Here is a 26,720-nt window from a genome sequence, read left to right as displayed (position 1 = left end):
GAATACCGACAGCATAACGCTTAGATCTTAATTTGAAAAACCGAATAAATTATAGTTACTATATGAAAAACCGATTTATTGTTATTTTTAAAAGATTTGCCAAATAAAAAAGAGCACGTCAAGCATGCTCTTATATCGATTCAGAATCCGCTTAGTAAGCGTAGTTCAAATCCGTATAATCAGTTAGCGATTTCTGGATATGTGCATTAATAAAGGCACGCACATCATCTGCGGTCATTGGTTTGCCTTGATTGGTAATCACATGCTCGATATCCGGTTGGTTTTCAATTTTAATGCGATACACAAAATGTTTAGCCAGACGGTAGCCATCATCCAGTTTTTCAATACCGGTCACATAGTAGTAGGCATGTTCAAAGTTCAGATCGGTATGGGAAAAAATAAACTGCTCGAATAGTTTCAGCTTGCTGCCATTTTCGAGTGCTTTGATGTCGTCCACAATACTGGCTTCAAACTTCACGCCGTATTTTTCAGAAATCGGCTGCTGATCAATTAGAAGTGACACCATGCCATCTTCCAAAGGGGTCACGGTGATGTTGTTTAGGTCAGTCATGTTGCACTCGAATCAAAATCTGTTAGCGATAGTATGGGTGAATTTTAACGAAACTCAATGCGACCACGGTGGAGTCAGGCAAGATTTATGCATTATTTAAGTATGAAATCGCAATAAAAAAGGGAGCCATAGCTCCCTAATTCCAATCGTCTTCACTTAAATCAGGACTTAATCCTGTGCATCAATACTCTGACCGTTCATATGCAGGCTGTCGTCACCCATCAGGTACAGATAAGCCGGCATGATCGATTCTGGGGTTGGCAAGGTCAGTGGATCTTCATCCGGGTAGGCTTTAGAACGCATTGCCGTACGGGTTCCACCTGGATTGATGCAGTTAAAACGCACATTTGGATGCACATTTTCTTTAGCAAATAGCTGACTTACGGCTTCAATGGCAATCTTGGACACCGAATAAGCACCCCAGCGTTCACGCACCTGACGGCCGACACCTGAACTGGTAAAGACCACTGAAGCATGTTCAGATTTTTCCAGCAAAGGAAGCAGGGCCTGAGTCAGCACAAACGGCGCACGCAGGTTGACGGCCATCACATCATCCCAGACACCGGGACTATAATGCGCCAGTTCAGTACGTTCTCCGAGAATGCCCGCATTGTGCAGAATCCCGTCCAGTCGGCCAAACTGTTTGCTGAGGGTCTCGACCAGGAACTCGTAATCACGCTCAGAAGCACTGGAAAGTTGTAGCGGCAGAATCGCTGGTCGCGGTGCACCCAAACCTTCAATTTCATCATAGATGACTTCAAGCTTGTTCAGGGTGCGGCCGTGCAGTACCACCGTCGCGCCATGCAGCGCATAGCTGATCGCTGCTGCACGTCCAATGCCATCGCCAGCACCTGTGATCAGGATAATACGATCCTTTAACAGGTCAGAGCGAGGTTGATATTCTGAATATTTCATGAACGACCTCCTTATTTCTTGCTTATTGTTGTTAAGTTTAATGTTCTGATCGGAACCTAAGTTTTAGCTGAGTACCGGCTTGAAAACCAGATCCTGAATGCGTTGATGTAATTCTTCTACACTATGCACGATACAATCCGCATGCCAAGCGTTTAAATCATCTTTATGTTCCAGTGGCAGATAACCGTAAGCCGCCAGAATGGTATACATATTGGCTGCGCGTCCGGCATCGATATCACGGGGATGATCGCCCACATAAATACAGTCTTTAGCCGCCAGCTCGATCTGTTTCGCTGCCAGATACATTGGTTCTGGATCTGGCTTGGTACGGCCAACATCTTCCGGGCAAACCAGTACCGAACAGCGTTCGCTTAGGTTTAATGCAGCGAGCAGTGATTCACTCAGCCAGCGTGGCTTATTGGTTACAATGCCCCAAGGAATGCTACGTGCTTCCAAAGCTTCTAGTAAAGGATACATGCCGTCAAATAGATCGGTATCGACTGCAATATCGGCACCATACAGGTCCAGAAAACGCTGACGATGCGCCAGCAGCAATGGATCTTCTAGTCCAAGTTCTGGATAAACCAGCTTGACCATGGCGCGGGCACCTTCCGAAACCTGAGTCCGGATCAGCTCTGCTGCCACTACTTCACGACCTTCTTCACGGCACATATCCTGAATAATACGGACAAAGTCAGCTGCAGTGTCAATTAAAGTACCATCGAGATCGAAGAGGACTGCTTTCATTCAGCAGCTCCATTCACATTTTCTTTTACGCTATCTTCTTTGACAGTATAGACCATGTAATTGACGTCGACATTTGGCGCTAACCAATAACGCTTGGTCAACGGGTTATAGTGTAGACCGGTCATATCTTTCAGTTTCAGGCCTGCATTACGGATGTCATGCGCCAGCTCAGATGGCTTGATGAATTTACTGTAATCATGTGTACCACGTGCCAGCATACGCAGCACATATTCCGCACCGATAATGGCAAATAAATAAGACTTCGGATTACGGTTAATGGTCGAGAAGAACACATGGCCGCCTGGTTTGACCAGTTTATGGCAAGCCTGAATAATTGAGGCAGGATCTGGAACGTGTTCCAGCATTTCCATACAGGTCACGACATCATATTGACCCGCCTGTTCCTCAGCCAGTTGCTCCACTGGAACCTGGCGATATTGAATATTGCTGACACCTTCTTGTTCCGCATGCAGACGCGCCACATTTAGCGGTGCTTCACCCATATCGATGCCAAGCACCTCGGCACCACGGCGCGCCATGCTTTCTGCCAGAATGCCGCCGCCACAGCCCACATCCAGAACCTTTTTTCCACTCAGGCCACCGGCATGCTCATCAATCCAGTTCAGACGTAGTGGATTAATCATGTGCAAAGGGCGGAACTCGGAATGCTGATCCCACCATATGGCTGCGAAAGCTTCAAATTTGGCAATTTCTTGTGGATCAACATTCAATTGCGACATCGGTGTCACCTCAATCAAGTCGTTATATTTTAAAAAAGTTCAATGCTGATTAGTGTAGCGCTTCCTGCAAAAAAAGCGATAAAAGCCTTAAAAAAGTTCACAGAATAAAAACGAAAGCCGCATATTTGATTTATAGTATCTGCATAAGCTAATCATAATGATTTAGAGGACTATAAGTTCAATGAAAAAATTCCTTTTCAGTGGCGTAGCAGCCGCTCTTTTTGCAATTTCTGGCAGCGCTATGGCTGCACAATTTACTGCCGGTAAGGACTACACTGTGGTTCCAAATCCGGTCAAAGTTGAAGTTCCGGGGAAAATCGAAGTACGTGAATTCTTTTGGTACGGTTGCCCACACTGTTTCAAATTAGAACCACATATGCAAACGTGGTTAAAACAAATTCCTAAAGATGTGCGTTTTGTCCGTACCCCTGCAGCGATGAATCCGCTATGGGAGCAGGGTGCACGTGCCTACTATGCATCTGAATTACTAGGCGTTCGTCAAAAAGCACATTTGCAGCTATTCCATGACATTCATGTACGTGGTCAACAAAGCCTGCTAGAGCAAGCTGGTTTTGCCAAGTTCTATACCCGTTATGGCGTGTCTGAAGCGAAGTTTAACAGCACTTATAAATCATTCCCAGTGAGCTCTAAAATTGCGCAGGCAAAACGTTTGGCGCAGACTTATCAGCTTACTGGTGTACCTGCAGTAGTGGTAAATGGTAAATACATCGTGCAAGGTGAAGATGCCAAAGTTACTCAAGTGATTTCTTATCTGGTTGAAAAAGAACGTAAGGCAAAATAATTTTTTTCTGATTTTTAAAAAAAACCTGCACATTGATGCAGGTTTTTTTATTGCTAAAAATATCTACTCTAGCTCTAGCGGTCTAAACGTTGTTTATGCATGGATGCCCTGAAACAGCAGTTGCATCTGAATCACGGTTTGGGTCTTAAATTCTTTACTACGAAGCTCTTTCAATTCAGCATCTGCCAGACCTTGAATATTCATCCAACCCATTGCCCAATTCAGGGATAAATCCACCAGCATTTGAATCAGCAGCTTTAAGTGTTGAGGTTGTTCAATGCCCTGAGCAGCATAGAGATTTTCCAGTTCATCGACCAGATCAGATACCCAAAATTGCAGTTCTCGCTCAATACTGCTTCTTAAAAAATCTGATCCACCCCAACGCTCTGTAGCAAAAAATAGCCACGGTTCGGGATGCTCTTCAACCGCCTGAAAGAATAGGCTGATAGAGGCGTTACTGTCGGAATGTACCTGATGCAGATAAGCATCAACCAGCTGGTTTAAGACACTTTTAAGTTGAATGGTGACCTGATCCAGTAGCTCCAGACCCAGCTGCTGCATGTCGTTAAAATGTCGATAGAACGCCGTTGGTACGAGTCCAACTTCACGGGAAAGCTCTCGCAAGCTGATATTGCTAAAGGCGCGGCCACGGCTACTTAACACCAATGCGGCATCTAGAATAGCCTGATGACTTTGCTGTTTGCGTTCTTCGCGTAAAGACATAAAAATCTTCTTGATATTTCCCTTTGATTCTAACAAAAAATCAGCAATCACATAGCGCAATTCAGATAGCCCAATTTCATATTTTGATCGAACTAAACTGATTGATTTTGTAAATCATGCCAAGGGCTGGACAATCTTAGTGGAGGCTTCTGCTATACTGAGCCGCAATTATTTTCCAGTCAAAGCAGGACTTATTATGCGTATCGACCAGCGAGCATTAGATCAATTACGTGACGTTAAAATTACCCGCAACTACACACGTTATGCGGAAGGTTCAGTATTGGTTGAATTTGGTCATACTAAAGTGCTTTGTACTGCCAGCATTGATAACTCGGTACCACGCTTCCTGAAAGGTCAGGGTCAAGGCTGGGTAACCGCAGAATATGGCATGCTGCCACGTTCTACCCATACCCGTAGCGACCGTGAAGCAGCACGCGGCAAACAAAGTGGCCGTACTCAGGAAATCCAGCGTTTGATCGGCCGTAGCTTACGTGCCATGGTGGACCTGAAAAAACTCGGTGAAAACACGATTACGATTGACTGTGACGTGATCCAGGCAGATGGTGGTACACGTACCGCATCAATTACGGGTGCTGCGGTAGCATTGATCGATGCGATGAACGTATTGCTTGAGAAGAAAAAAATCAAGCAAGACCCACTTAAAGGTCTGGTAGCTGCAATTTCTGTGGGTATTTTCAAAGATGAAGTATTACTGGATCTTTGCTATGAAGAAGACTCTAATTGCCAGACTGACCTAAATGTGGTGATGACGCAAGCCGGTGAATTTATTGAAATTCAGGGTACTGCAGAAGACAAGCCATTTACCCGTAGCCAATGCAATGACATGCTGGAAATGGCTGAGAAAGGTATTCAAGAGCTGATCAAGAAACAGCAAGAAGCTTTAGGCTGGTAATTTATTTTCCAGTGAAAAACGCATCTTCGGATGCGTTTTTTTATGCTTGTCTTTAGGCATCAACATTGCCTCACAAAAATTGAACAGGACCTGTCTACTGTATCGCTGTGTTTCGGGAGATGATTTTCAATCTACTTAAATATAGAGGGTCAAAGTATGAAAATATTATTCATGGCACTTTCAGTCTGTACCGTTCTTGGTCTTACGGCATGTGATAACAATTCCCGCGATGCGGATCGGGATGGCGCTTCTGCACCAGCAGGACAAAATACCAACCAGTAATCGCAATCAAATCTCAGTTCATTCACTTATATTATTATTGTGCAAAATTTGTGCAAAAATCGAAAATAAAAAAGGGTGCTACGCACCCTTCTAATACCACAGATCCAATCAGGACTTAGCCATTAAAACGCATGGATAAATCAATGGCTTTCACATCTTTGGTCAGTACACCCATAGAAATATAATCTACCCCTGTGCTTGCCACTTCGCGCAAATTCTCAATCGTGATATTGCCTGAAGCTTCAAGTTTACAGCGACCTGCTACATGCTTCACCGCATTAATCATCTGCTGCTGACTGAAATTATCTAGCATCACGATATCGGCTTTCGCTTCGAGTGCCTGATTCAGTTCATCCCAAGTTTCGACTTCAACTTCAACCGGTTTGCCTGGTGCAATCTGATGTGCCTTAGCAATCGCCTGAGTAATTCCACCAGCGGCCATGATGTGATTTTCTTTAATTAAGAAGGCATCAAACAGGCCCAGACGATGGTTCTGGCCACCACCAACCGCTACCGCATATTTCTGTGCAATACGCAGGCCCGGAATGGTTTTACGTGTATCTAGTAACTTGGTATTTAAACCATCTAATTCTTTGACATAGCTGGCAGTTTTGGTTGCAACTGCAGACAGGGTTTGCACAAAGTTCAGTGCTGGACGTTCTACCGTGAGCAAGCTACGTGCTGATCCTGCCAGTTTCAGGAACGCTTCATTAGCCTGTACGCGGTCACCATCATTCTTTAGCCAGATCACTTCAACTTTTGGATCATAAGCCTGAATCAGAGCATTTACCCAAGGTTGTCCAGCCAGCATCATCTCTTCACGGCTAATGATGGTGGCAGTCGCCTGTTCAGCTTCCAGTGTCAGCAGGGCAGTGATGTCACCATCACCAACATCTTCTGCCAGCGCCTGTTGAATATTGATCTGAATCGACTGTTCTAGCAAAGCTTGAGATATGCTCATGAGTATTTCCGTATCTTTATTAAGCCGTGAAAATTGCGCGTTATATTAGCACTGTTACATAAAAATGAGCGATTTTTCGTACAGTCATCACAGCTGAATTGAGATTTGAATGCGAAAGTTTTAGCATTAAGCCTTTAGTTGGGGATAGGAAAGTTTTTATGCAACAAGCACCTGCGTTTCATGTAAAGGATGGACAACTCATCGGTGCACGCCAGATTCCCTCACCCAACTTTAACCAGCGTCCGGAAAATACCGAGATTCAGCTGATCGTGGTGCATAACATTAGCCTGCCGCCATCTCAATTTGGCGGTGGCTATATTGAACAGTTTTTCCAGAACGAGCTAGATTGGTCAGTGCATCCGTATTTTCAGACCATTCAGGGCATGGAAGTGTCGACCCATCTGTTGATCCTGCGTAGTGGGGAAGTACTACAGTTTGTCAATTTCAATGACCGTGCCTGGCATGCGGGGCGCTCGACCTATCTCGGCAAGAAAGAATGCAATGATTATTCTATCGGGATTGAGCTGGAAGGTAGCGATGACCTTCCATTTGAACAGGCACAATATGATGCGCTGGTTCAGGTGACCGCTTGTTTGCAAGCGCATTATCCGAAAACCCAACAGCACATTGCCGGACATTCAGATATCGCGCCGGGACGCAAAACTGATCCAGGCCCGTATTTCAACTGGGCGGCATTCCGGGAACAACTACATCATTATAAAAATACATCAATACCTGAATAGGAATGTGATAAAGCAATGAACTTCTGCCAGAAGTTTCATTACAATAGGCAAAATTTAAACATTAGGTGAACAGTATGGCGCTGTGGCGTTCGACCGTCATTGTCAGTGCGATGACCATGTTGTCACGAGTACTAGGTCTGGTTCGGGATATTGTCTTGCTCAATGTCTTTGGTGCAGGCAAGGACTTCGATACCTTCGTGGTCGCATTCCGTATTCCCAATTTCTTCCGGCGTCTGTTTGCGGAAGGGGCTTTTTCACAGGCCTTTATTCCGGTATTGACCGAATATAAAACCACACGGACACATGCCGAAGTACAGATTCTGATTAGCCGGGTGTTTGGTTGCCTATCTACGGTCATGAGCCTGCTGACTTTTGTGGCGATGGTCGCTGCACCCGCGATTATCTATGTCTATGCACCGGGTTTCCATGCAGATCCGGAGAAGTTTGCGCTGGCATCGGACATGTTCCGCCTGACCATTCCTTATCTGCTGTTTATGTCGCTGACAGCTTTTGCCAGCAGTATTTTAAATAGCTATGGTTCATTCACCACACCCGCTTTTGCACCAGTGTTATTAAATGTGGCAATGATTGCTGGCGCCTTCTGGCTGACCCCGTATATGGCTGAGCCGATCATGGCACTGGGTTGGGCAGTCTTGATTGCCGGCGCGCTGCAACTGGCGATCCAGATCCCGGAGCTATGGCGCAAAAAACTGCTAATTCCACCCAAAGTTGATTTCAAACATGAAGGTGTAGACCGCATCATGAAACTGATGCTGCCAGCACTTTTTGGTGTTTCAGTCACGCAGATCAACCTATTGCTGAATACGATTTGGGCATCCTTTATGCAGGATGGTTCAGTGTCTTGGCTGTACAGTGCGGAACGTATGACCGAATTGCCATTGGGCTTGATTGGCGTGGCAATTGGTACCGTGATTCTGCCATCTTTGTCGGCACGTCATGCTGAGCAGGATCAGGCGAAATTCCGTAGCATGATTGACTGGGCAGCAAAAGTGATTGTAATGGTTGGCTTGCCTGCCAGTATTGCACTATTTATGCTTTCGACCCCAATCATTCAGGCGCTGTTCCAGCGTGGTCAGTTTGATCTGGAAGATACCCAGATGACTGCAATGGCACTGCAGTGTATGAGTGCTGGCGTGATTTCATTCATGCTGATTAAAGTCTTTGCCCCAGGTTTTTATGCCCAGCAAGATACCAGAACACCGGTACGTGTTGGTCTGATGGCGGTAGCGGCCAATGCCATTCTGAACGTAATCTTTATTGGTTTCTTTAAGCTGATCAACTGGCATGCAGAGCATATGGCATTGGCTTTAGCCTCTTCAGGTTCAGCTTTGGTCAATGCCGGAATGCTGTATTTTTATCTGCATAAGCGCGATATTTTCCGTTTTGGTGGTCACTGGAAAAAGCTGATTTTGCAGTTTGGTTTTGCCAACTTCGCGATGATCGCAGCATTGGCTTATGCCTTGACCTGGTATAACGGTGATGTATCACAATGGATCCGTGTGGCTGAAGTCATCGGACTATGTATTGTCGGAGTCGCAGTTTATCTGGTGGCCTTAGTATTGGCTGGCTTCCGACCACAACATCTGAAACCATAAAATTCATGCAAAAAATAAGAGCCGTTGAGCTCTTATTTTTTTAGTTTCTATTCCATCGGTAGATGGGTTTGAGTCTCGGATCAGATCCGTTACTCTAGACCTTACCGCGGGACAAGAAGCCAACAATTGCAAGAATAACCGCAATTACTAACAAAATAATCGCGAAATCTTTAGATAGACCTGCTACTCCACCAAAACCGAGTAAACTGGCAATCAACGCAATAACAGCGAATATAATAGCCCAACGAAACATCTTTGAATCTCCATGTGTTTTTATTCTCAAAATCAGTATAGGGACAATAACCCCTTCAAACTGTTCGTCTTTTGTTGGTGATGTATCTAGACCTTAGCATTCGTGTGAGTATAGTTATCAGACGCTTACAGTACGTTTGTTTTGTACAGGGCTGCTATAATAGATTTCTCCTGCCTCATCTCTGCCTTCTGTTATGACTGATACTTTGCGTCCTAAATTCTGGAAACACTATGCCCTGACTGAGCTGAAACCTCAGGAGTGGGAGGCACTGTGTGATGGCTGCGGGCTCTGCTGTCTGATTAAATTCGAAGATGAAGATACTCAGGAAGTGACTTATACGCGAGTCGCCTGTAAGCTGCTTGACTGTCAAACGGCACGCTGTTCGGATTATCCGAACCGTTTACAATTCGTTCCGGATTGTATTCAGCTTACGCCTGAAAAACTGGCAACGATTCACTGGTTACCATCCAGCTGTGCCTATCGCCGGGTAGCAGAAGGCAAGCACTTGCCGTCTTGGCATTACTTGATTAGCGGTTCACGTGAAAGTGTGATTAAAGCGCGCAAGTCTGCTGCGGGTCGCTGTCTGAGTGAATTAGAAGTGGATGAAGAAGAAATGGAAGATCATATTGTGCGCTGGGTGCGCTAGAACTTTTTCTCTAACACATGGTGCTATGCAGTAATTCCTGTGCGGCACTGCCTGCCATCGGTCGATAGAAATAGAAACCTTGTCCGATCTGGCAGTCACAATTGATCAGGGTTGAGAGCTGTTCAGTATTTTCAATGCCTTCCACCAGTACATCAAGTTCAATACTAAAACCAATCTGCGTAATGGCTTTGACAATCGCTAATGCAGATGGATCAGTATTCAGACGTTCCACAAAGTTACGGTCGATCTTGATGCAGTCCACCGGATATTCCTGCAAGCGGGTCAAGGAAGAATGCCCCGTTCCGAAGTCATCCAGAGAAATATGGATACCCGCCTGTTTTAACAGGTTGAGTGCACGGATTACATAATTGGCACCACGTTCTGAGAGGCTTTGCTCGGTAATTTCTAATTCGACTTTATCCGCTGGAATATCAAAGCGCGACAAGCGTTCTAACAGCTTTTCAGCATAATCATCACGTAAAAATTCGACCGGTGCGGCATTGATCGAGATCGGCAAAATTTCTAAGCCTTGTTCCTGCCAGCGCGTCATATCTTCAAAGACTTTGAGTTGCATGGTTTCACTGATGCGTGAAGCCAGTTCATAGTCCTGAAAAGCACAGAAAATATGCGAAGGTAGCTGAACCTGATGGTGTTGATCCTTCCAGCGCAGCAATGCTTCAAAACCAATTACAGCACCATCAGACAGACGAACTTTAGGTTGATAGTAAGGAATAATCTGATTTGAATTGATAATCTTCCGTGCCAGGATTAGCTGACGGGTCATCTTGTCCAGTGACTCAAACATTTCCTGACTGAACATCCGGATACCACCACGACCACTGTTTTTTAAGTCATTCAGCGCGATATCGGCACATTTCAGTAAATTGGAGCTGTTGATAGCATCGCGTGGATAAATTGCACCACCTACACTGATTCCGCTATTAATAGTCCTGCCAGCATAACTGATCGGCATTTCCATCTGTTGGCTGACTTTTTTAGCCACTTCTAACAGCTGAGATTCATGCTCAAGGTTTTGCACCAGTACGGCAAATTCATCACCGCCTAAACGGGAGACAATAGCTTCAGGACCCAGGTTTTTCTGGAAACGCTCACCTAACACATGCAGAAGATGGTCACCAGCAATATGTCCTAAGGTGTCATTAATATGCTTGAAATAGTCCAGGTCGATTAATAGTAGTCCGACCTGGCTCTGCTGCTGTCGAGCTTTAAATAGGGTACGTTTAAACTGTTTGTAGAAGGTACGGCGATTATACAGTCCAGTCAGCTCATCAATTTCTGTAACTGCTTTAAGCTGAGTTTCTACATGTTTCTGTTGGCTGATATTGCGTGAAACGCATAGGATCTGCCGAGTTATATTTTGCTCATCCACCATCGGCGTGAGTAGGTTATCCCAATACTCTGGCGCTTGACCTTCTAACTGGCTGATACCTGCAAAACGGGCGTTCATCCCTTGGGCAGCACGTTTGAGTGCGCGTCTGCCAGATGGACGGACTTCAGCAGGCAATAGATTTAGCCAGGACATGCCAAACTGCTGTTCAGTTTCAGACAGTCCCAAAGCCTGCCGACCAGAACGATTCACATGACTCAGTTTGCCCTCTGGTGTCATGATTTTGATACAGTCCAGGCTCGCATCCAGCATGTTCTTTTGAGCCGCAATCATCTGTGACAGCTGTTGCTGGATTTCAAAATAGTCATGTATATCGGTTAGGGTGATGGCCCAATGCAGCAGGCTATGTGCTTCATGATGAAACTTCATGCTCAGCAGACACATGTGATAAGAGTGATCCGGTTTCTGGATCCGGCATTGGATTTCTGCATTTTGACGTTTATTGAGTGCAGTGTGCCATTCATTAATGAAATTGGCTAAATCTTCAGGATGAATAAACTGTTGCCAGTGTTCCCGGCCATACTCATTCAGGTCAATCCCGAGATAGTCTTTCATCGCCGTATTGAAATATTCGACTTCATCACGGGTCTGCAACCACATGGGATGAGGGAGGGCATCGGCAAAATGCTGGATACGTGACAGCTCTGGACCAGTAGTCGACCTAAAGGTATCTGAATGTAAAGACTCCGGTGATTCAAACCGGGCAAAAGCGTCCAAATTCTGCTTATCAAATTCCATGTATTCACCGATACAGAGGTTTTATTTGATCCAACCTCGGACCCACTTATCTATTATTAGAATAAAAGAACATTTATTCAGCTCTAGCTGATCTAAAAAGAATATGATCAAATTTGTATGAAGATGCAAGGTCTAATTCACTTGAAATGATAAAAAACATTGTCATACGTCGGTACAGACACTGAAGCTAGACAAACTTCATATTCGGAATTAAAAACAGCTAATGCTAGAATGCAGATAGATTAAAAGTGAGCCCATTATAAAATGTCAGACAGCCATATCCCTCTTCCTGAACGTTTGAGGCCACGTGACCTCAGGGAAATTATTGGACAGGATCACCTGCTCGGTGAAAATGCACCTTTACGTCAGATGATTGATCAGGGACATTTACCGTCTATCATTTTTTGGGGTCCTCCCGGCGTAGGCAAAACCACGATTGCACTTTTATTGGCACAGGCAGTGGATCGGCCCTTTGTCAGCCTGTCTGCTTTAAATACCGGAGTAAAAGAGCTACGTGAAGTGATTGCTGACGGTGGTGATTTGCTGACACCAGTAGTGTTTATTGACGAGATTCACCGCTTTAATAAGTCCCAGCAGGATGCGCTGCTAAATGCGGTCGAAAAGGGCAAGATTACTCTAATTGGCGCGACCACTGAAAATCCGTCTTTTGAAGTCAACAGTGCATTGCTGTCACGCTGTCAGGTCTATAGCCTAAATGCTTTGAGTGCCGAGGCGATTGAAACTCTACTTACTCAGGCAATTCAGTCTGATACTTTTCTGCAAGAACGTCATATCCAGATTGAAGAGTTTGATGCCTTGATTCAGTTTGCGGCTGGGGATGCACGTAAGGCATTGAACCTTTTGGATCTAGTTGCCAGTACCTTTGAACCGGATATGGAAAACATCATCACCAATGCGGTGGTGGTGAAGGTTGCCCAGCAGAATATTGCCCGCTACGATAAGTCTGGCGAGCAGCACTATGATCTGGTTTCTGCCTTTATCAAATCGATTCGTGGTAGTGATCCGGATGCAGCGCTGTACTGGATGGCACGCATGCTCAAAGGCGGTGAAGATCCAGTCTTTATCGCACGCCGTATGCTGATTGCTGCTTCTGAAGATATTGGCAACTCCAATCCAAATGCATTATTGCTGGCCGGAGAATGCTTCCGTTCCGTTCAGGCAGTCGGAATGCCGGAATGCCGGATTATTTTGGGACAATGTGCCGTGTATTTGGCTACCAGCGCCAAGAGCAACAGTACTTATCTAGCCATCAACAAAGCTATGGAGTTGGCAGATAAGACTTCTAATCTGCCTGTACCGCTACATTTACGTAATGCACCGACCAAACTGATGAAAGAGCAGGGTTATGGTGTGGATTACCTATATCCACATAATTATCCGGAACACTTTGTACTACAGGAGTATTTACCACCTGAGTTAAAAGGTACCAAGCTGTATGAGTCGGCACGGAATAAGCGCGAAGTTGAAGGGGAACGTCTACAACAACGCCGCTGGCAACTACAGCAACAGCAGCAATAAAACTCTCGATGGATATCTATTATAGGTGTCCATTTTTTATAGGCTTTTCTGCTAAGGAATATACCCTTAACTGAGGCGGAGCTCAGTCATAAGCACATCGCTATTTAGAGACATGAAAAGCATGCAAAAAAAGGCCCGGTTCTGGGAGAATCGGGCTGAAAATAGGATGTCCTTGGGGAGATACATCCTAGAGGGTAGAGGGAAAATCTGGTTGGCAAGCATAGCTAATATAGCGTTTATCTAGACTAGCTTGCTTACTATGAAAATGATTTTAAGTGCTTTTATCAGTGATGTAAAAACGGTCATTTTCATCAATAAAATTTGTTTTTTCGATGAGTGTGGAAGGCAAATAAAAAACCGGGCCATTCAGCCCGGTTTTTTTGAATCCGTGAATTACAGATTAGATATTGTCGAGTTCAATACCTAAACGTGCAGCAACTTCTTCGTATGCTTCAACCACACCACCTAGGCCTTGGCGGAAACGGTCTTTATCAAGTTTTTTCTTGGTGTCTTTGTCCCATAGACGGCAACCGTCTGGAGAGAATTCATCACCCAATACGATACGGTCGTGGAACACACCGAATTCAAGTTTGAAGTCAACAAGAAGCATATTACCCGCTTCGAATAATGCTTTAAGCACTTCATTCACTTGATAAGTTAATTCTTTCATTTTTGCCAATTGTTCAGCAGTCGCCCAACCTAAAGCAATCGCTTGAGATTCGTTCACCATTGGATCGCCAAGGGCATCATCTTTGAAGAACAATTCGAATGTAGGAGGAGTTAACTCTTTACCTTCTTCTACGCCAAGACGACGGCATAAAGAACCTGCAGCATAGTTACGTACCACACATTCCACTGGAATCATTTTGAGTTTTTTAACCAAAACTTCGTTTGGTGTTAAAAGCTTCTCAAAGTGAGTTTCGATGCCAGCAGCAGCTAACTTTTCCATGATGAAGGCGTTAAAACGGTTATTCACCTTACCTTTACGATCCAGTTGTTCGATCTTTTCGCCATTGAATGCGGACGCATCGTCACGAAAAACTAAAATCAGGTGGTCTTCACTGTCTGTTGTATAGACAGATTTCGCTTTACCAGTATAGAGCAAGGTTTGTTTTAACATGAGGGAACCTTCTACAAAAAAAAATGCCTAGAAAATGTCTAGGCTGGCCAATTTTGGTAAATCTGGTTTAACAGTTCTGCTGCTTTTTCGCGATCGGCAAAACTGTTATCAGGATTAAACACAGCCAGGGTGTTACTCGAACCTGCAGGAGAGAGTCTTAAAACATAGGTCTGTTGATCGACCTGAATCGTTACTTGGTAACGATCTTTGCTTTGACCAACGATGGAATGGTTAAGGCTGCTGAGCGTGGCAAGAGTGTATTGCCATATTGTAGCAGCATTTCCATCAATTTTGAGCAACGGATTTTGATTTCCGTCCATCACCAGCTGTGGCTTTCCTGTAATATCTGTAACAGTTTCATCAGCTTGAGTTGAACGAACTGGCTCAGCAGAAGGGCGTGGCAGGGCAAAACGGCTGCCACGCTCATTTTCTAGCTTCGGTGCATGTTCAATCGCAAGTGGATCTACTGTTGGAGCAGGATACAATGGCGTTGCAGGACGAACCATGGCACCTTCCGGATATTGCAAAGGATCTAGCGTGGTTGTGTTTTTGTAGTCCAAAGTCCCGTTTTTAAAGGTACTACAATCCGCTAAACTGATTGCTGAAAGGGCAAGGATAAGTCCTAAACGTAATTGCATAGTATTGTGCTCTTATTTAGTGACGCCCGCTGCAGCAAGTGCTTCATGAAGCGGAGCGCGATATTGTTCTGCAAGTGGTGTTAACGGCAGGCGTATACCTGTACCGATAAGGCCCATGTCATGGAGTGCCCATTTCACAGGAATTGGATTGGATTCGCAAAATAAAATATTGTGTAAATTTGCAACCTGAGTGTTCACTTCTTCAGCACGCGCAGCATCACCAGCAATGGCAGCGGCACACACTTCGCTCATGACTTTCGGTGCTACGTTGGCGGTCACAGAAATATTACCTTTCGCACCATGTGCCATCAGTTGATACGCTGTTGCATCATCACCTGAATAAACAGTCATGTCTTTGCCTTGCAGGCCAGCGATCAGTGCTGCACCGCGTTCAACATCACCTGTAGCATCTTTAATGCCGACGATTTGCGGGATATCAGCTAGACGAATGACTGTTTCGTTTGACATGTCCACACCAGTACGGCCTGGTACGTTGTACAAGATCTGAGGTAGGTCAACCGCTTCAGCAATGGCTTTATAGTGCTGATACAGGCCTTCTTGAGTTGGCTTGTTGTAATATGGCGTCACCAAAAGTGCAGCATCTGCACCAAGCTCTTTGGCTTCTTTGGTCAGTTCAATCGCTTCATGGGTTGAATTTGCACCTGTACCTGCAATGATTGGAATACGTTTGTTGGCAACACGAATGATTTCTTTGATCACTTGCGTGTGTTCGCTCATGCTCAGCGTTGATGCTTCGCCGGTTGTTCCAACGGCTACGATGCTATTGGTGCCCTCTGCAATGTGCCACTCAACGAGCTTTTCGAGACCCTTCCAATCTACGCTGCCATCTTCAAACATGGGGGTGACGATTGCGACAATGGAACCCTGAATGGTCTGTGCTTGCTGAGTCATTTTAAAAAACTATCCTATTTGTCCATCCGAAGAGAATGAGAAAACATAAATTGGGATGGGTTTGTATTTTGATTTGTAGCAAATTCAATGCATTTGCGCTGAATTGAATATTGCGTATGCAAATTATGACTGATCGGCAGCATAAGAACAATATGCTTTGCTGAAAGCCACTCAATTCTTTATACAAAGCTCTGAAACAACAAGCAAGTGATAAAAGGATGAAGCTTCTCGTAAAAGTATAAGGGGAGAGATGTATTTTCACTTATTTTGGTAATTAAATACTCTAGCTCATCACTAGGTACATAACTATTTAATTAGGTGATTATATTGAAAATTCAAATAGTTAAAAGATTTGTTAAGATTTATAAATGATTATCCAATAGTTAAAACTTATCAATGTAAGAAGAATTATCATGACTAAAAATGCATAAAAACCATTGCAGTAATTCTTTTTAGATATTAATGAAATTTCATATATTTATTGAATGTTGGATTTTTTAAGCTGATCTGTAAGCCTTAAATCATTTGGCAGAAATTTTGTAGCGATTACAATAATTGTTTTTGCGACTTTCTGACTGTTCTCTCTACAACAACACAACGTCACCCTGTTTAGGGATATCCCACCAAAACGTTCAACTTATTGCTAGTTAAATTCGACCTCGGTCTCATAGATGATGACGGCTCTATTTGAACGCTGATTGAACAAGGATATTCCAATGGAAAAATCAGACAATAAGCACGCGATAATCACGGTTGGGATCTGTTTCCTGATCGCCGTGATTGAAGGCTTAGATATTCAGGCTGCAGGGATTGCAGCGGCGGGTATTCGTGAGCATTTTGGTCTCGATAGCTCGCAATTGGGTGTGTTTTTTAGTGCAGGGATTCTGGGTTTATTGCCTGGTGCACTGGTCGGCGGTCGATTTGCGGACCGTATAGGCCGTAAGAAAGTCTTAATCTGGTCAACGGGCATCTTTGCCTTATTTACTTTATGTACCGTATGGGTCAACAGCTTCCACAGCTTGCTGGCAGTTCGTTTCCTGGCAGGTGCGGGTCTTGGCGGTGCGATGCCAATTTTGATTACGCTGGCGTCTGAAGCGGTGTCTCCACAGAACCGTGGTCGTGCAGTCGGCTTGATGTATTGTGGTATGCCAGTCGGTGCAGCAATTCTGTCACTGATTGCTGCCACTGAATTTGGTGCGAACTGGAAAAACGTATTCTACTTGGGTGGTTTACTTCCGATCTTCGTGATTCCATTGATGATGCTCTGCCTGCCTGAGTCTAAGGAATATCTAAAAACTCAAAACAAAACCGCAGCAGAACGTGTAACCTCACCACAGGGTTCATTCAAGGATCTGTTTAACTCTGACAACCTGTTACGTACGCTGTGCATCTGGGTGAGCTACTTCTTCACGTTGATGGTGGTTTACATCATGTTGAGCTGGTTGCCATCACTGTTTATGGAATTGGGCTTCACACGTAAAGATGGTTCAACTGCACAGTTCTACTTCATGGTAACGGCGACTATCGGTACGATTATCCTGGGTATGCTGACGGATCGTTTGAAGAAAGCCTATGTCATCATCTTGATGTACGGCGGTATCCTGGCGGGTCTATTGGCACTGAACGGAGCAAGTTCACTTGAGCAAATGTACATGGCAGCAGCATTAGCAGGTGCCTTTGTGATTGGCTGTCAGGGCGTACTCTATGCCTTCGGTAGTATCGTTTATCCAACAGAAGTACGTGGTACAGGTGTAGGCGTAGCTTCTGCGGTTGGCCGTATCGGCGCAATGCTTGGCCCTGCAATCGCAGGTCAATTATTGACAGCAGGCTTCGGTGCAGCAGGGGTAATCTCGGCAGCGATTCCATGTATCCTGATCTCTGCAGTATGTATGTTGTTCCTGGTGAGCCGCACGAAAGTGTAAGCATCACAAAATTGAAAAGCCTGCATCTGCAGGCTTTTTTATTGCCTTAAAAATTTCTTATTGAAGGCTCGTATCTCTCTAGATTTCCCTGTTTGGCTATAACTTTAATCCGAATGCGCAGTCATTCTATTTTTGTCAGTGGGACTAAAAATCAGCAGGCTTTTTAAGCTATGCTTGGGCATCATCAAGATTTCAAGGAATGAGGGCGTATGCAGCAGAATGCCGCGTTGATTGTAGTAGATGTTCAGAAGGGATTTACCCCAGGTGGTAATCTGGCAGTCGCAGGGGCGGATCAGATCATTCCGAATATCAATCAACTAGGACAGTACTTTAGCAATATCGTGCTGACTCAGGACTGGCATCCAGAGAATCACATTTCCTTTGCTGATAATCATGCAGATAAAGCGCCTTATGAAATGATTCAGCTGGATTATGGCTCACAAGTACTGTGGCCAAGCCACTGTGTGCAAGGCACTGAAGATGCGGAGCTGCATCCAGAATTAAATCTGCCACAGGCGCAATTGGTGATCCGTAAGGGCTGCCATCCGCATATCGACAGCTATTCTGCTTTTATGGAAGCGGATCAAAAGACTAGTACCGGCTTGGCGGGTTATCTGCGCGAACGTGGGATCGACACGGTATTTATTGTCGGGATTGCGACTGATTTCTGTGTGGCCTGGACAGCAATCGATGCACGCAAGTTGGGTTTCCAGACTTTCGTGATTTCCGATGCGACTAAGGGCATTGACCTGAATGGTTCGCTGCAACATGCCTGGCAGGACATGCTGGCTCAGGGTGTAAAACGCATTTATATGAAAGACATCATTCAAGCTGCTTAAACCTTTATCGTAAGCAAAACTTGCCTACACATGAGTATGCTAAGCTGCTGAATTCAATAGTCGTGGACAGTACTGACTGCCACGGCATATTTCTTTTATGACACATGGACTCCCCCTCATGTCGGCATTATTCAAATTTACGCAATTTATTCAAAAAACTTTCGCCTTGTGGGTGATTCTATTTTCAGTCATTGCCATGGTAGTGCCTGAGGCCTTTGTCTGGCTAAAAGCCTATATTCCATGGATGCTTGGGATCATCATGTTTGGTATGGGCATGACCATGACCTTGGGTGATTTTAAGAGTGTGCTACAAAGCCCGAAGGCAGTATTAATTGGAGTCGTAGCGCAATTTGTGGTGATGCCGGGCCTGGCTTTTCTATTATGTCAGTTGTTCCAGCTTCCTGCGGAAATTGCGATTGGCGTGATCTTGGTCGGTTGCTGTCCGGGTGGCACAGCATCGAATGTGATTACCTATATGGCCAAGGGGAATACGGCTTTATCAGTGGCCTGTACTTCGGTATCGACCTTGCTCGCACCTTTGCTGACTCCAGCAGTGTTCTATGTTTTGGCTAGTCAATGGATTGAAATCAATGCCATGTCGATGCTGGTCTCGATCCTACAGGTTGTGCTGTTCCCAATTATCTTAGGTCTGATTGTCCGTGGTGTTCTTAAAGCCAAAGTTGAAGCTTATATCCAGATTATGCCGGTGGTATCTGTGGTGGCGATTGTTGCGATTGTGGCGGCGATTATTGCAGGCAGTAAAACCCAGATTCTGGAATCAGGTCTGATGATTCTGGGTATTGTTGCCTTGCATAATGGGCTGGGTTATTTACTCGGCTACTGGGCGGGTCGTATCTTTAAACTACAGGAAATTGACTGCCGCGCGGTATCGATTGAAGCCGGGATGCAGAACTCAGGCCTAGGTGTGGCATTGGCGGCGACGCATTTTGCTGCTTCACCAATGACCGCTTTGCCAAGTGCGATTTTCAGTCTCTGGCACAATATTTCCGGACCGGCTTTGGCAACTTATTGGGCAGCCAAACCACCCGCTGAGAATGATCAGCACAACTGATTTCAGCAGAAACGAATTACAAAAAAGCCCGAGCTTAGAGTCGGGCTTTTTCGTTTTCCAAACTTCTTAAGAGGCTTTGGACTGTTTCGATTTCAGGATATCGGTTCGGAAGCTCTGCGCCAGTTCTGCCATCTCGGCATCCATACCATTCATCACGAAAGCATGACGGGTCAGGACATTGGTTGGATTTGGCATGCTGACCAATTCATAGTGATCAGAAATAGATTTCAGGAAGGCATTCGGTACATGCACCGCGCTTTCACGTGCGACCAGTTGCTGTACCAGACGTTCAGCCGCTTGACTTGAAGTCAGCTGCATTTCATCCACTTTCGACGCAATCGCACTACGTGTCTGCAATACAAAGCGTTTATCTTCACGATAACGTTTGTAGAGAACTTCTGAAAGGAGCTGGAATACATAACTGATCAGCGTCAGGCAGGCGAGGGCATTCGGCTTGTCTGCGGCAATACTCAGCGTTGCACCTTTTTCATCGAACTTATGTACTGTCCAGACATCTGAGCTGTTCAGCTTGTAATGCTGCACACATAGCTCAGTCGCCTTATTCAGAAAGATCTGACACAGGTTGAAATAAGGTACAGACACAGTCTTATTCACTGAATCCAGTAGCTGTTTCGGATCATAGAACTGGATACTCAGTGACAGGGTATCTTTTTCCACGACAGCTGGCACGTTGTCTTTTTCTTTCGGCTTATTTTGAACAGACTGCTGTGCCTGAGCAATCGCCAGTGCGGCATTGTGTTTTTCCTGTTCCAGTGCCTGAGTCAGAGTCTGAATTTCAAATTTCAGACGTGATTCATTGTTAATGCGTGCCAGGTATTCACTGCGGCTTGGACGAGCAATGGCACGATAAGCTAACCACAACAGACCGTGCAGGATGAAGGAGAATAGAATCGCCATCCACTGGGTACGCAGAATTTCACCGATACTTGGCTCGATCAGGGTAATTTCCACTGAACCGACTTTTTTCTCGTTAAGCAACGCTTCGCGGACGAAAACTTCACCATCACGGGTTTTGGTCAGACCACCAGTGGCTAAAACCTGAGCATTCGCATCCAGGATGCGAATTGAGGCAACACTTGGATTGGTGGAATAACGATTTGCCAGTAACGCCAGTGAAACACGGTTGGCCGGATCCAGTTCAGCCAGGCTGTCTGTCACCAGTTGACTGGTCATCAGCTGACCTTGGCTGGCACGGTTTTCATTCAGCTGGTGAGTGGTTGCCAATACCAGTAAGAAGGTATGAAGGGCAAAACTTATAATCAGTAGGCTAGCAAATAGCCCTTGTCTAGGCGCATTCAACGTAAACTTCCAAGGCAATTCTATTCAAATTCGATTATGATTCTAACAATAGTTGTAGCTCAGACCCGAGTCAATTCATGCGAGAAATCATTCTTATATCATTCTTAGGACCCGACCAGCCTAATCAATTTACACGATTAATGCAGGTTTTGTCCGCTCATTCCTTACAGATCCTGGATGTTGGACAAGCGGTTATTCATAACCAGTTGACCTTAGGTATTGTTGTATCTTCGGACGACCAGACCGCTACCGCATTAGCCATGAAGGAAATCCTGATTCTAGCACATGATATCGGGTTAACAGTGCGCTTTAAACCGATCTCTATCACAGAATACAATCAATGGGTCAAAGAAGGCGGTCAGACCCGCTATATCGTGACTGCATTGGCCCCAGAATTAAAGGCTTCCCATCTGCAAGCCGTGACCCAAATTGTCTCCAGCCAGGGCTTTAATATTGAAACGGTCACCCGACTCTCCGGTCGTCCGGTGCTGGATGGTGATAATGCAGATGCTGGACCAAAACGTGCCTGCGTACAGTTCAGCCTGAAAGGCCAGATGCTGGATGCCGCAGCAATGCGTACAGCCTGTCTCAGCCTGTCTACTGCATTGAATGTCGATGTAGCGGTACAGGAAGATAATGTTTACCGTCGTAACCGCCGTCTGGTCTGTTTTGATATGGACTCGACCCTGATCGAGCAGGAAGTGATTGACGAGTTGGCTATTGAAGCCGGTGTGGGTGCGCAGGTGGCTGAAATCACTGAGCGTGCCATGCAGGGCGAGCTGGACTTCCAGCAAAGCTTCCGTGCGCGTGTAGCGTTATTAAAAGGCATGGATGCATCTGTACTACCGAAGATTGCAGAACGTCTGACCATTACTGAAGGCGCAGAGCGTCTGATCTCTACCTTGAAAGCACTGGGTTACCGTACAGCAATTCTTTCTGGCGGCTTCCAGTACTTTGCTGAGCATCTGCAAGCCAAGTTGGGCATTGATGAAGTACATGCCAATGTCTTGGATGTTCAGGACGGAATCGTAACAGGTGAAGTTAAAGGCCATATTGTTGATGGCGCACGTAAGGCCCATCTGTTAATGACCATTGCTGAAGAAATGGGGATTTCCCTGGAACAGGCGATTGCTGTGGGTGATGGCGCCAATGACTTGCCAATGCTTTCTATTGCCGGTTTAGGTGTGGCCTTCCGTGCCAAGCCACTGGTACGTCAGAATGCCAATCAGGCGATTTCTAGTGTCGGTCTGGATGGGGTGCTGTACCTACTTGGTGTGCATGATAAAGATCTGAGCCGTGCCTGATATTCAGTATTTTTAAGCTAAAAACGTGGCCTAATGGCCGCGTTTTTTTATAGTGATCTATCCCGATTTGAAGAATAGTAGCGAGAGCTGTATAGAAATATACCGATCATCTTAAACGGAAAAATAATTTTTTTAGTCCAGAAAAACGCTATTTATTTTGTAATGACACGCCAGCATTGATGGGGCAAATGTTTCGGAAAAACTCTAAAAATAAAAAATGTAATGACAAAATAATCTCGCGACAGGATATGTCGTTGTAGAGAATTAAAGGACTTTTTTTAGTCAAAAAACTCATCATAATGCTGGCATAGAGAGACAAATCAATATATTCCACGAAGTGGGTTTTAGGACATTCAATCATCAGAACTGCTGCATTGCTTGCATAGTCTGGGGTTGGACGGAGGGGATTTTATGGTAACAGCGAATTTAGCAACAATTGTGGGCTTTGGCCTGGTAGCCGCTGCTGTACTTGTTGTGTTCTTCTCGCCGTATCGTCGCTGGTTAAGTTTTATGGTGGCTGGAATGTTTACGTGGGGGCTGATTGAAGTCATCCGCCTGGGAACACAGACGCTATTTGAACTGCCAATGACTTATGGTTATTTAGCGGCATTATCGAGCGTGATGGTAATAGTAACTCTACTGTTACTACGTGAAGATCGTCGTGCTGAGCGTGCATTGGCCAAGCGCCGCTGCATCGAACATACGCCTGTTTATGAAGATGATCAGCAACAGTTATCCAGCCGATAACAGCGCTATTAAAAACAATAAAAACAAATGCACCTTCGGGTGCATTTTTTGTTAACGATCATCTACAAACTGCATGCTTAACCTCCTTGCAATTTATGCTAGGATAGCTGTCAATTTTCGTACAATTACAATAGGCATAACTCATGAAACTGTCGTCAATTCCTGTCCTGAAACTTCCTTTAGTCGATATCAGTACCGACCCGCTTGATTTACTGGTTGCAGGCTTGGCTTTGCGTATGAAGCAGTTGGCGCGTACCAGTCCAAAATTTATTGAATTGGTCCATGAGCGTCAGTTCCGTATCCAGATCGGTACTGATGAAGGTCTAGCTCGCCAGATTATTGTTAATAACGGCCAGATTGATACCGTGTCAGGTAATGCTGAACCAGCAGATTTTGTGTTGCAGTTTGCCGACAGCGAGCAGGGCGTAAAAACCTTAATGAAAGGTGACCCAACTGCATTTATGACTGGTATGCAAAACGGCAGCATCAAGATGGAAGGAGATTTTGGCCTTCTGGTTTGGTTTAATCAAGTGGCGAAAATGATTCCGCCTAAACTGCCAAAACCAGTCAAAGAAAAAGTAAAACTGGTACGTCAGTTTATTAAAGATAAGACTGGTAAATAAGCAATCATTTCTTTTGTAGCTGTATTTTTTGATTAAGGGGCCTTATGTGGGCTCCTTAATTTTTTTCTTTGTGGAATCTTTTCATTATTCATTAAAAAATCAGCATTGTTTCTCTTGTTACTTTGGTTTCGCCCAAAGTAACCAAAGGCATTGTCATCATCAAAACTCGGCATATGGCATCTGCTATTTGATTAATCGCAGAACCATTTATTTTTATATTTAGTTCTGCCTCAAACAGTTGCTGATGACTTTTCCGCGTATCTTATTCCATAAAAATGTCATGTAGCTTTCAGAAAAAAGCCCTCAACATTAAGGGCTTTTGGATGCAGCGAAACTTTTGATTATTCAACTTCCAGATTAAACGTTACCGGCCCATCATTAACCAGATGCACTTTCATATCTGCGCCAAAAACACCAGTTTGTACGCCTTCAAATTGTGACTTGGCATAATCCACTAACTGATCGTACATTGCTTTGGCTTCAGCAGGTGGCATCGCTGGACCAAAATCCGGACGTAAGCCTTTTTGGGTTTGCGCCATCAAGGTAAATTGGGACACCAGCAGTAAACCGCCATTGGCTTGACTGACATTCCAGCCCATCTTGCCTTGCTCATCATCAAAGAAGCGATATTTTAATATTTTATCAATCAGCTTTTTGCCTTTGTCCAGATTATCTTCTTTACCGAGGCCCAGAAAAACCAGAATACCTTTGCCAATTTCTCCGGTGGTTTCACCATCGACCACGACTTTGGCTTCCAGTACCCGTTGTAATAATGCACGCATAATCAATTTCAATCAGATTCAAAATTGTCGCCATTGTAGCAAGACTAGACTCATCTGATATAAAGCTAATGTCTAAAAAATGGGCTTAATTTATTGATTATCATTGATAATGTTTTAAACTATCTAAAAACACGATCATAATTATAAAAATTATCTGTTTTATCTATTTTATGCTCTCACGTATCTTAGCTGTATGCAGGAAAGGTATTAAATTGAGAGATTTAGAAATGTTTAAGCGTTCATTACTTGTTGCAATGCTTGCAACGGTGACAGCTGCCCAAGCTGCACCATTAACCAAAGATAACGGGGCACCAGTCGGTGACAACCAGAACTCGATCACTGCGGGTCCACAAGGTCCAACTTTGCTGCAGGATGTGCAACTGGTTCAAAAACTACAACGTTTTGGCCGTGAGCGTATTCCTGAACGTGTGGTTCACGCACGTGGTACGGGGGCTTATGGTGAATTCGTCACGACTAAAGATCTGTCTGATTTAACGATTGCGTCTCTATTCAAGGCCGGCACCAAAACTCCAGTTTTTGTGCGTATGTCTACCGTCATTCACGGTAAAGGTTCACCAGAAACTCTACGTGACCCGCATGGATTTGCCATCAAATTCTATACTCAGGAAGGTAACTGGGACTTAGTCGGTAACCAGACGCCAGTCTTCTTTATCCGTGACGCGATCAAGTTCCCGGACTTCATCCACGCGATGAAACCAAGCCCGGTCACCAACGTACAAGATGCCAACCGTGTGTTTGACTTCCTGTCTAGCCAGCCTTGGGCAACCAACATGCTGACTTATGTTTATGGCAAGCAAGGTGTCCCAACCAGCTACCGCGAACAGGACGGTTTCGGTGTACATGCCTACAAACTGTATAACGACAAAGGCGAATACAAGTACGTGAAGTTCAACTTCCGCTCTAAACAGGGCGTGAAGGGCTTAAACGTCAAAGAAGCGGCTGTGCAACAAGGTAAAGATTTTAACCACTTGACCAACGATCTTTATAACAACATCTATGCGGGTAACTTCCCGAAATGGGATTTGTATATTCAGGTGCTTGATCCTAAAGATCTGAACAGCTTTGATTTCGATCCGCTAGACCCAACCAAAATCTGGCCAACCAATCTGGTTCCAGAAGTGAAAGTCGGTACATTGACGCTAAACCGTATGCCGAAGAACTTCTTCAATGAAACTGAACAGGCTGCATTTGCACCAGGCAACCTGGTTCCTGGTATCGAACCATCTGAAGACCGTTTGCTTCAAGGTCGTATCTTCTCTTACTCAGATACGCAAATGTACCGTCTAGGTGCGAACCATCAGCAAATTCCAGTAAACCGTCCAGTGGTGAATGTGAACAACAATAACCAGGAAGGTCACATGAATGTTGGTGAGCGTGATTCTGATGTGAACTATGAGCCAAGCCGTAAAGAGCCAAAACCGGCAACTGAAAAAGCGCGTGCAGTTGAAACGCCATTGACTGGTCATGTTCAACAGATCGGTACTAAAGAGCAAAACTTCAAGCAGGCAGGTGACCTTTACCGTTCATACACTGCCAAAGAAAAAGATGACCTGATCATGAACCTGGCTGCTGACCTTGGCAATGTCAAAGATTCAGAAACCAAGCACATCATGTTGTCTTACTTCTATAAGGCAGATGCAGATTACGGTATGCGTATGACTAAAGCAGTCAATGGTGACATCGCAACTGTTAAAGCAAAAGCTGCGAAATTAAAAGACTAATTCCGATTGGTCTTGAGGAACCGGTGACTAGGGCATAGCGCATCACCTCCGAAAAGCCCTGTAAAACTCCAAACCTTTCCTGCACCCTAGGGGGAGTTTTAC

27 protein-coding genes are annotated in these 26,720 nt (G+C 44.9%); 14 read left to right on the top strand and 13 right to left on the bottom strand.

Annotated elements, in window-relative coordinates; genetic code table 11:
- Positions 1 to 151: 151 nt before the first annotated feature.
- The 4 genes from BS636_RS05030 to ubiG form a co-directional block, all read right to left on the bottom strand.
- Positions 152 to 571 (bottom strand): hypothetical protein, encoded by a 420-nt coding sequence (locus tag BS636_RS05030; protein ID WP_099337800.1) that lies wholly within the window; start codon positions 569 to 571, stop codon positions 152 to 154.
- Positions 572 to 739: 168 nt separating this feature from the next.
- Positions 740 to 1,486 (bottom strand): YciK family oxidoreductase, encoded by a 747-nt coding sequence (locus tag BS636_RS05025; protein WP_099337799.1) that lies wholly within the window; start codon positions 1,484 to 1,486, stop codon positions 740 to 742.
- A gap of 63 nt (positions 1,487 to 1,549) precedes the next feature.
- A complete protein-coding gene (locus BS636_RS05020; protein ID WP_099337798.1) occupies positions 1,550 to 2,233 on the bottom strand; it encodes an HAD family hydrolase in 684 nt (227 codons plus the stop codon).
- Entirely contained in the window at positions 2,230 to 2,973 is a 744-nt protein-coding gene (ubiG, locus tag BS636_RS05015) for a bifunctional 2-polyprenyl-6-hydroxyphenol methylase/3-demethylubiquinol 3-O-methyltransferase UbiG (RefSeq protein ID WP_099337797.1), read from the bottom strand. Before ubiG ends, BS636_RS05020 begins: the two co-directional genes overlap by 4 nt.
- Positions 2,974 to 3,154: 181 nt before the next feature.
- On the opposite strand from ubiG, the gene BS636_RS05010 reads away from it, so the two are divergent.
- The gene (locus BS636_RS05010) at positions 3,155 to 3,775 is read left to right on the top strand and encodes a thiol:disulfide interchange protein DsbA/DsbL (RefSeq protein WP_099337796.1); all 621 of its coding nucleotides are present in this window, start codon (positions 3,155 to 3,157) and stop codon (positions 3,773 to 3,775) included.
- 93 nt (positions 3,776 to 3,868) lie between these two features.
- Here the strand turns inward: BS636_RS05010 and BS636_RS05005 are convergent, their stop codons facing one another.
- A complete protein-coding gene (locus BS636_RS05005) occupies positions 3,869 to 4,498 on the bottom strand; it encodes a TetR family transcriptional regulator (RefSeq protein ID WP_099337795.1) in 630 nt (209 codons plus the stop codon).
- Between the two features lie 196 nt (positions 4,499 to 4,694).
- Between BS636_RS05005 and rph the strand changes: the two genes are divergently transcribed.
- Together rph and BS636_RS16550 are read left to right on the top strand one after the other, a co-directional pair.
- Positions 4,695 to 5,411 (top strand): ribonuclease PH, encoded by a 717-nt coding sequence (gene rph / locus BS636_RS05000; RefSeq protein ID WP_099337794.1) that lies wholly within the window; start codon positions 4,695 to 4,697, stop codon positions 5,409 to 5,411.
- A 156-nt stretch (positions 5,412 to 5,567) separates the two neighbouring features.
- Entirely contained in the window at positions 5,568 to 5,693 is a 126-nt protein-coding gene (locus tag BS636_RS16550) for a hypothetical protein (RefSeq protein WP_265735293.1), read from the top strand.
- 115 nt (positions 5,694 to 5,808) lie between these two features.
- Here the strand turns inward: BS636_RS16550 and nadC are convergent, their stop codons facing one another.
- Positions 5,809 to 6,654 (bottom strand): carboxylating nicotinate-nucleotide diphosphorylase, encoded by an 846-nt coding sequence (nadC, locus tag BS636_RS04995; protein ID WP_099337793.1) that lies wholly within the window; start codon positions 6,652 to 6,654, stop codon positions 5,809 to 5,811.
- Positions 6,655 to 6,812: 158 nt separating this feature from the next.
- On the opposite strand from nadC, the gene ampD reads away from it, so the two are divergent.
- Both ampD and murJ read left to right on the top strand, forming a co-directional pair.
- A complete protein-coding gene (gene ampD, locus BS636_RS04990) occupies positions 6,813 to 7,397 on the top strand; it encodes a 1,6-anhydro-N-acetylmuramyl-L-alanine amidase AmpD (protein ID WP_099337792.1) in 585 nt (194 codons plus the stop codon).
- A gap of 65 nt (positions 7,398 to 7,462) precedes the next feature.
- A complete protein-coding gene (murJ, locus tag BS636_RS04985) occupies positions 7,463 to 9,013 on the top strand; it encodes a murein biosynthesis integral membrane protein MurJ (protein ID WP_171265987.1) in 1,551 nt (516 codons plus the stop codon).
- Positions 9,014 to 9,107: 94 nt separating this feature from the next.
- Here murJ and BS636_RS04980 read toward each other — a convergent pair whose 3' ends face one another.
- Positions 9,108 to 9,266: a DUF1328 domain-containing protein gene (locus tag BS636_RS04980; RefSeq protein ID WP_004647174.1), complete on the bottom strand. Its 159-nt coding sequence runs from the start codon at positions 9,264 to 9,266 to the stop codon at positions 9,108 to 9,110.
- A gap of 193 nt (positions 9,267 to 9,459) precedes the next feature.
- Here BS636_RS04980 and BS636_RS04975 point away from each other — a divergent pair, with 193 nt between their 5' ends.
- Positions 9,460 to 9,912, top strand: a complete 453-nt coding sequence (locus BS636_RS04975; RefSeq protein WP_099337790.1) for a YcgN family cysteine cluster protein — start codon at positions 9,460 to 9,462, stop codon at positions 9,910 to 9,912.
- A 10-nt stretch (positions 9,913 to 9,922) separates the two neighbouring features.
- On the opposite strand, the gene BS636_RS04970 is transcribed toward BS636_RS04975, so the two are convergent.
- Positions 9,923 to 12,058 (bottom strand): putative bifunctional diguanylate cyclase/phosphodiesterase, encoded by a 2,136-nt coding sequence (locus BS636_RS04970; protein ID WP_099337789.1) that lies wholly within the window; start codon positions 12,056 to 12,058, stop codon positions 9,923 to 9,925.
- 264 nt (positions 12,059 to 12,322) lie between these two features.
- Here BS636_RS04970 and BS636_RS04965 point away from each other — a divergent pair, with 264 nt between their 5' ends.
- Entirely contained in the window at positions 12,323 to 13,597 is a 1,275-nt protein-coding gene (locus tag BS636_RS04965) for a replication-associated recombination protein A (protein WP_099337788.1), read from the top strand.
- 400 nt (positions 13,598 to 13,997) lie between these two features.
- Here BS636_RS04965 and purC read toward each other — a convergent pair whose 3' ends face one another.
- Genes purC through dapA form a run of 3 tightly spaced genes read right to left on the bottom strand, consistent with a single transcriptional unit; the run spans position 13,998 to position 16,267 of the window.
- Positions 13,998 to 14,717 carry a phosphoribosylaminoimidazolesuccinocarboxamide synthase gene (purC, locus tag BS636_RS04960; RefSeq protein WP_099337787.1) on the bottom strand — a complete coding sequence of 240 codons (720 nt, stop codon included), beginning with the start codon at positions 14,715 to 14,717 and terminating at the stop codon, positions 13,998 to 14,000.
- 38 nt (positions 14,718 to 14,755) lie between these two features.
- Positions 14,756 to 15,355 carry a lipoprotein-34 precursor (NlpB) gene (locus BS636_RS04955; RefSeq protein ID WP_099337786.1) on the bottom strand — a complete coding sequence of 200 codons (600 nt, stop codon included), beginning with the start codon at positions 15,353 to 15,355 and terminating at the stop codon, positions 14,756 to 14,758.
- A 12-nt stretch (positions 15,356 to 15,367) separates the two neighbouring features.
- Complete coding sequence (gene dapA / locus BS636_RS04950; RefSeq protein WP_099337785.1) at positions 15,368 to 16,267, bottom strand: 4-hydroxy-tetrahydrodipicolinate synthase; 900 nt, start codon at positions 16,265 to 16,267, stop codon at positions 15,368 to 15,370.
- A gap of 716 nt (positions 16,268 to 16,983) precedes the next feature.
- Between dapA and mhpT the strand changes: the two genes are divergently transcribed.
- The 3 genes from mhpT to BS636_RS04935 all read left to right on the top strand — a co-directional run bounded on the left by mhpT (position 16,984) and on the right by BS636_RS04935 (position 20,100).
- On the top strand, positions 16,984 to 18,189 hold the full coding sequence (gene mhpT, locus BS636_RS04945; RefSeq protein WP_099337784.1) for a 3-(3-hydroxy-phenyl)propionate transporter MhpT: 1,206 nt from the start codon (positions 16,984 to 16,986) through the stop codon (positions 18,187 to 18,189).
- Positions 18,190 to 18,398: 209 nt separating this feature from the next.
- Positions 18,399 to 19,028, top strand: coding sequence for a bifunctional nicotinamidase/pyrazinamidase (pncA, locus tag BS636_RS04940; protein WP_099337783.1), 630 nt, complete (start codon positions 18,399 to 18,401; stop codon positions 19,026 to 19,028).
- A gap of 118 nt (positions 19,029 to 19,146) precedes the next feature.
- Complete coding sequence (locus tag BS636_RS04935) at positions 19,147 to 20,100, top strand: bile acid:sodium symporter family protein (RefSeq protein WP_099337782.1); 954 nt, start codon at positions 19,147 to 19,149, stop codon at positions 20,098 to 20,100.
- A gap of 66 nt (positions 20,101 to 20,166) precedes the next feature.
- Here BS636_RS04935 and BS636_RS04930 read toward each other — a convergent pair whose 3' ends face one another.
- Positions 20,167 to 21,420, bottom strand: a complete 1,254-nt coding sequence (locus BS636_RS04930) for a hypothetical protein (protein WP_099337781.1) — start codon at positions 21,418 to 21,420, stop codon at positions 20,167 to 20,169.
- 77 nt (positions 21,421 to 21,497) lie between these two features.
- Between BS636_RS04930 and serB the strand changes: the two genes are divergently transcribed.
- The 3 genes from serB (at position 21,498) to BS636_RS04915 (ending at position 24,094) form a co-directional block, all read left to right on the top strand.
- Positions 21,498 to 22,724, top strand: a complete 1,227-nt coding sequence (gene serB, locus BS636_RS04925) for a phosphoserine phosphatase SerB (RefSeq protein WP_099337780.1) — start codon at positions 21,498 to 21,500, stop codon at positions 22,722 to 22,724.
- Positions 22,725 to 23,135: 411 nt separating this feature from the next.
- Positions 23,136 to 23,471: a ciprofloxacin tolerance protein AciT gene (aciT, locus tag BS636_RS04920; RefSeq protein ID WP_099337779.1), complete on the top strand. Its 336-nt coding sequence runs from the start codon at positions 23,136 to 23,138 to the stop codon at positions 23,469 to 23,471.
- A 143-nt stretch (positions 23,472 to 23,614) separates the two neighbouring features.
- Positions 23,615 to 24,094, top strand: a complete 480-nt coding sequence (locus tag BS636_RS04915; protein ID WP_099337778.1) for an SCP-2 sterol transfer family protein — start codon at positions 23,615 to 23,617, stop codon at positions 24,092 to 24,094.
- Between the two features lie 341 nt (positions 24,095 to 24,435).
- Here the strand turns inward: BS636_RS04915 and dtd are convergent, their stop codons facing one another.
- A complete protein-coding gene (gene dtd / locus BS636_RS04910; RefSeq protein ID WP_099337777.1) occupies positions 24,436 to 24,876 on the bottom strand; it encodes a D-aminoacyl-tRNA deacylase in 441 nt (146 codons plus the stop codon).
- A gap of 227 nt (positions 24,877 to 25,103) precedes the next feature.
- On the opposite strand from dtd, the gene BS636_RS04905 reads away from it, so the two are divergent.
- Complete coding sequence (locus BS636_RS04905; RefSeq protein ID WP_099337776.1) at positions 25,104 to 26,618, top strand: catalase; 1,515 nt, start codon at positions 25,104 to 25,106, stop codon at positions 26,616 to 26,618.
- Positions 26,619 to 26,720 lie beyond the last annotated feature (102 nt).

It is taken from the genome of Acinetobacter sp. LoGeW2-3 (genome assembly GCF_002688565.1).
In the GTDB taxonomy this organism is placed as follows: domain Bacteria; phylum Pseudomonadota; class Gammaproteobacteria; order Pseudomonadales; family Moraxellaceae; genus Acinetobacter.
The sequence above is the reverse complement of the archived record's forward strand: the minus strand, read 5'-3'. Positions and strand labels throughout refer to the sequence as shown.

Bases quoted from the DNA above. Each gene is read 5' to 3' on its own strand.
- BS636_RS05030 (WP_099337800.1), bottom strand. From the start codon at position 571: ATGACTGACCTAAACAACATCACCGTGACCCCTTTGGAAGATGGCATG.
- BS636_RS05025 (WP_099337799.1), bottom strand. From the start codon at position 1,486: ATGAAATATTCAGAATATCAACCTCGCTCTGACCTGTTAAAGGATCGT.
- BS636_RS05020 (WP_099337798.1), bottom strand. From the start codon at position 2,233: ATGAAAGCAGTCCTCTTCGATCTCGATGGTACTTTAATTGACACTGCA.
- ubiG (WP_099337797.1), bottom strand. From the start codon at position 2,973: ATGTCGCAATTGAATGTTGATCCACAAGAAATTGCCAAATTTGAAGCT.
- BS636_RS05010 (WP_099337796.1), top strand. From the start codon at position 3,155: ATGAAAAAATTCCTTTTCAGTGGCGTAGCAGCCGCTCTTTTTGCAATT.
- BS636_RS05005 (WP_099337795.1), bottom strand. From the start codon at position 4,498: ATGTCTTTACGCGAAGAACGCAAACAGCAAAGTCATCAGGCTATTCTA.
- rph (WP_099337794.1), top strand. From the start codon at position 4,695: ATGCGTATCGACCAGCGAGCATTAGATCAATTACGTGACGTTAAAATT.
- BS636_RS16550 (WP_265735293.1), top strand. From the start codon at position 5,568: ATGAAAATATTATTCATGGCACTTTCAGTCTGTACCGTTCTTGGTCTT.
- nadC (WP_099337793.1), bottom strand. From the start codon at position 6,654: ATGAGCATATCTCAAGCTTTGCTAGAACAGTCGATTCAGATCAATATT.
- ampD (WP_099337792.1), top strand. From the start codon at position 6,813: ATGCAACAAGCACCTGCGTTTCATGTAAAGGATGGACAACTCATCGGT.
- BS636_RS04980 (WP_004647174.1), bottom strand. From the start codon at position 9,266: ATGTTTCGTTGGGCTATTATATTCGCTGTTATTGCGTTGATTGCCAGT.
- BS636_RS04975 (WP_099337790.1), top strand. From the start codon at position 9,460: ATGACTGATACTTTGCGTCCTAAATTCTGGAAACACTATGCCCTGACT.
- BS636_RS04970 (WP_099337789.1), bottom strand. From the start codon at position 12,058: ATGGAATTTGATAAGCAGAATTTGGACGCTTTTGCCCGGTTTGAATCA.
- BS636_RS04965 (WP_099337788.1), top strand. From the start codon at position 12,323: ATGTCAGACAGCCATATCCCTCTTCCTGAACGTTTGAGGCCACGTGAC.
- purC (WP_099337787.1), bottom strand. From the start codon at position 14,717: ATGTTAAAACAAACCTTGCTCTATACTGGTAAAGCGAAATCTGTCTAT.
- BS636_RS04955 (WP_099337786.1), bottom strand. From the start codon at position 15,355: ATGCAATTACGTTTAGGACTTATCCTTGCCCTTTCAGCAATCAGTTTA.
- dapA (WP_099337785.1), bottom strand. From the start codon at position 16,267: ATGACTCAGCAAGCACAGACCATTCAGGGTTCCATTGTCGCAATCGTC.
- mhpT (WP_099337784.1), top strand. From the start codon at position 16,984: ATGGAAAAATCAGACAATAAGCACGCGATAATCACGGTTGGGATCTGT.
- pncA (WP_099337783.1), top strand. From the start codon at position 18,399: ATGCAGCAGAATGCCGCGTTGATTGTAGTAGATGTTCAGAAGGGATTT.
- BS636_RS04935 (WP_099337782.1), top strand. From the start codon at position 19,147: ATGTCGGCATTATTCAAATTTACGCAATTTATTCAAAAAACTTTCGCC.
- serB (WP_099337780.1), top strand. From the start codon at position 21,498: ATGCGAGAAATCATTCTTATATCATTCTTAGGACCCGACCAGCCTAAT.
- aciT (WP_099337779.1), top strand. From the start codon at position 23,136: ATGGTAACAGCGAATTTAGCAACAATTGTGGGCTTTGGCCTGGTAGCC.
- BS636_RS04915 (WP_099337778.1), top strand. From the start codon at position 23,615: ATGAAACTGTCGTCAATTCCTGTCCTGAAACTTCCTTTAGTCGATATC.
- dtd (WP_099337777.1), bottom strand. From the start codon at position 24,876: ATGCGTGCATTATTACAACGGGTACTGGAAGCCAAAGTCGTGGTCGAT.
- BS636_RS04905 (WP_099337776.1), top strand. From the start codon at position 25,104: ATGTTTAAGCGTTCATTACTTGTTGCAATGCTTGCAACGGTGACAGCT.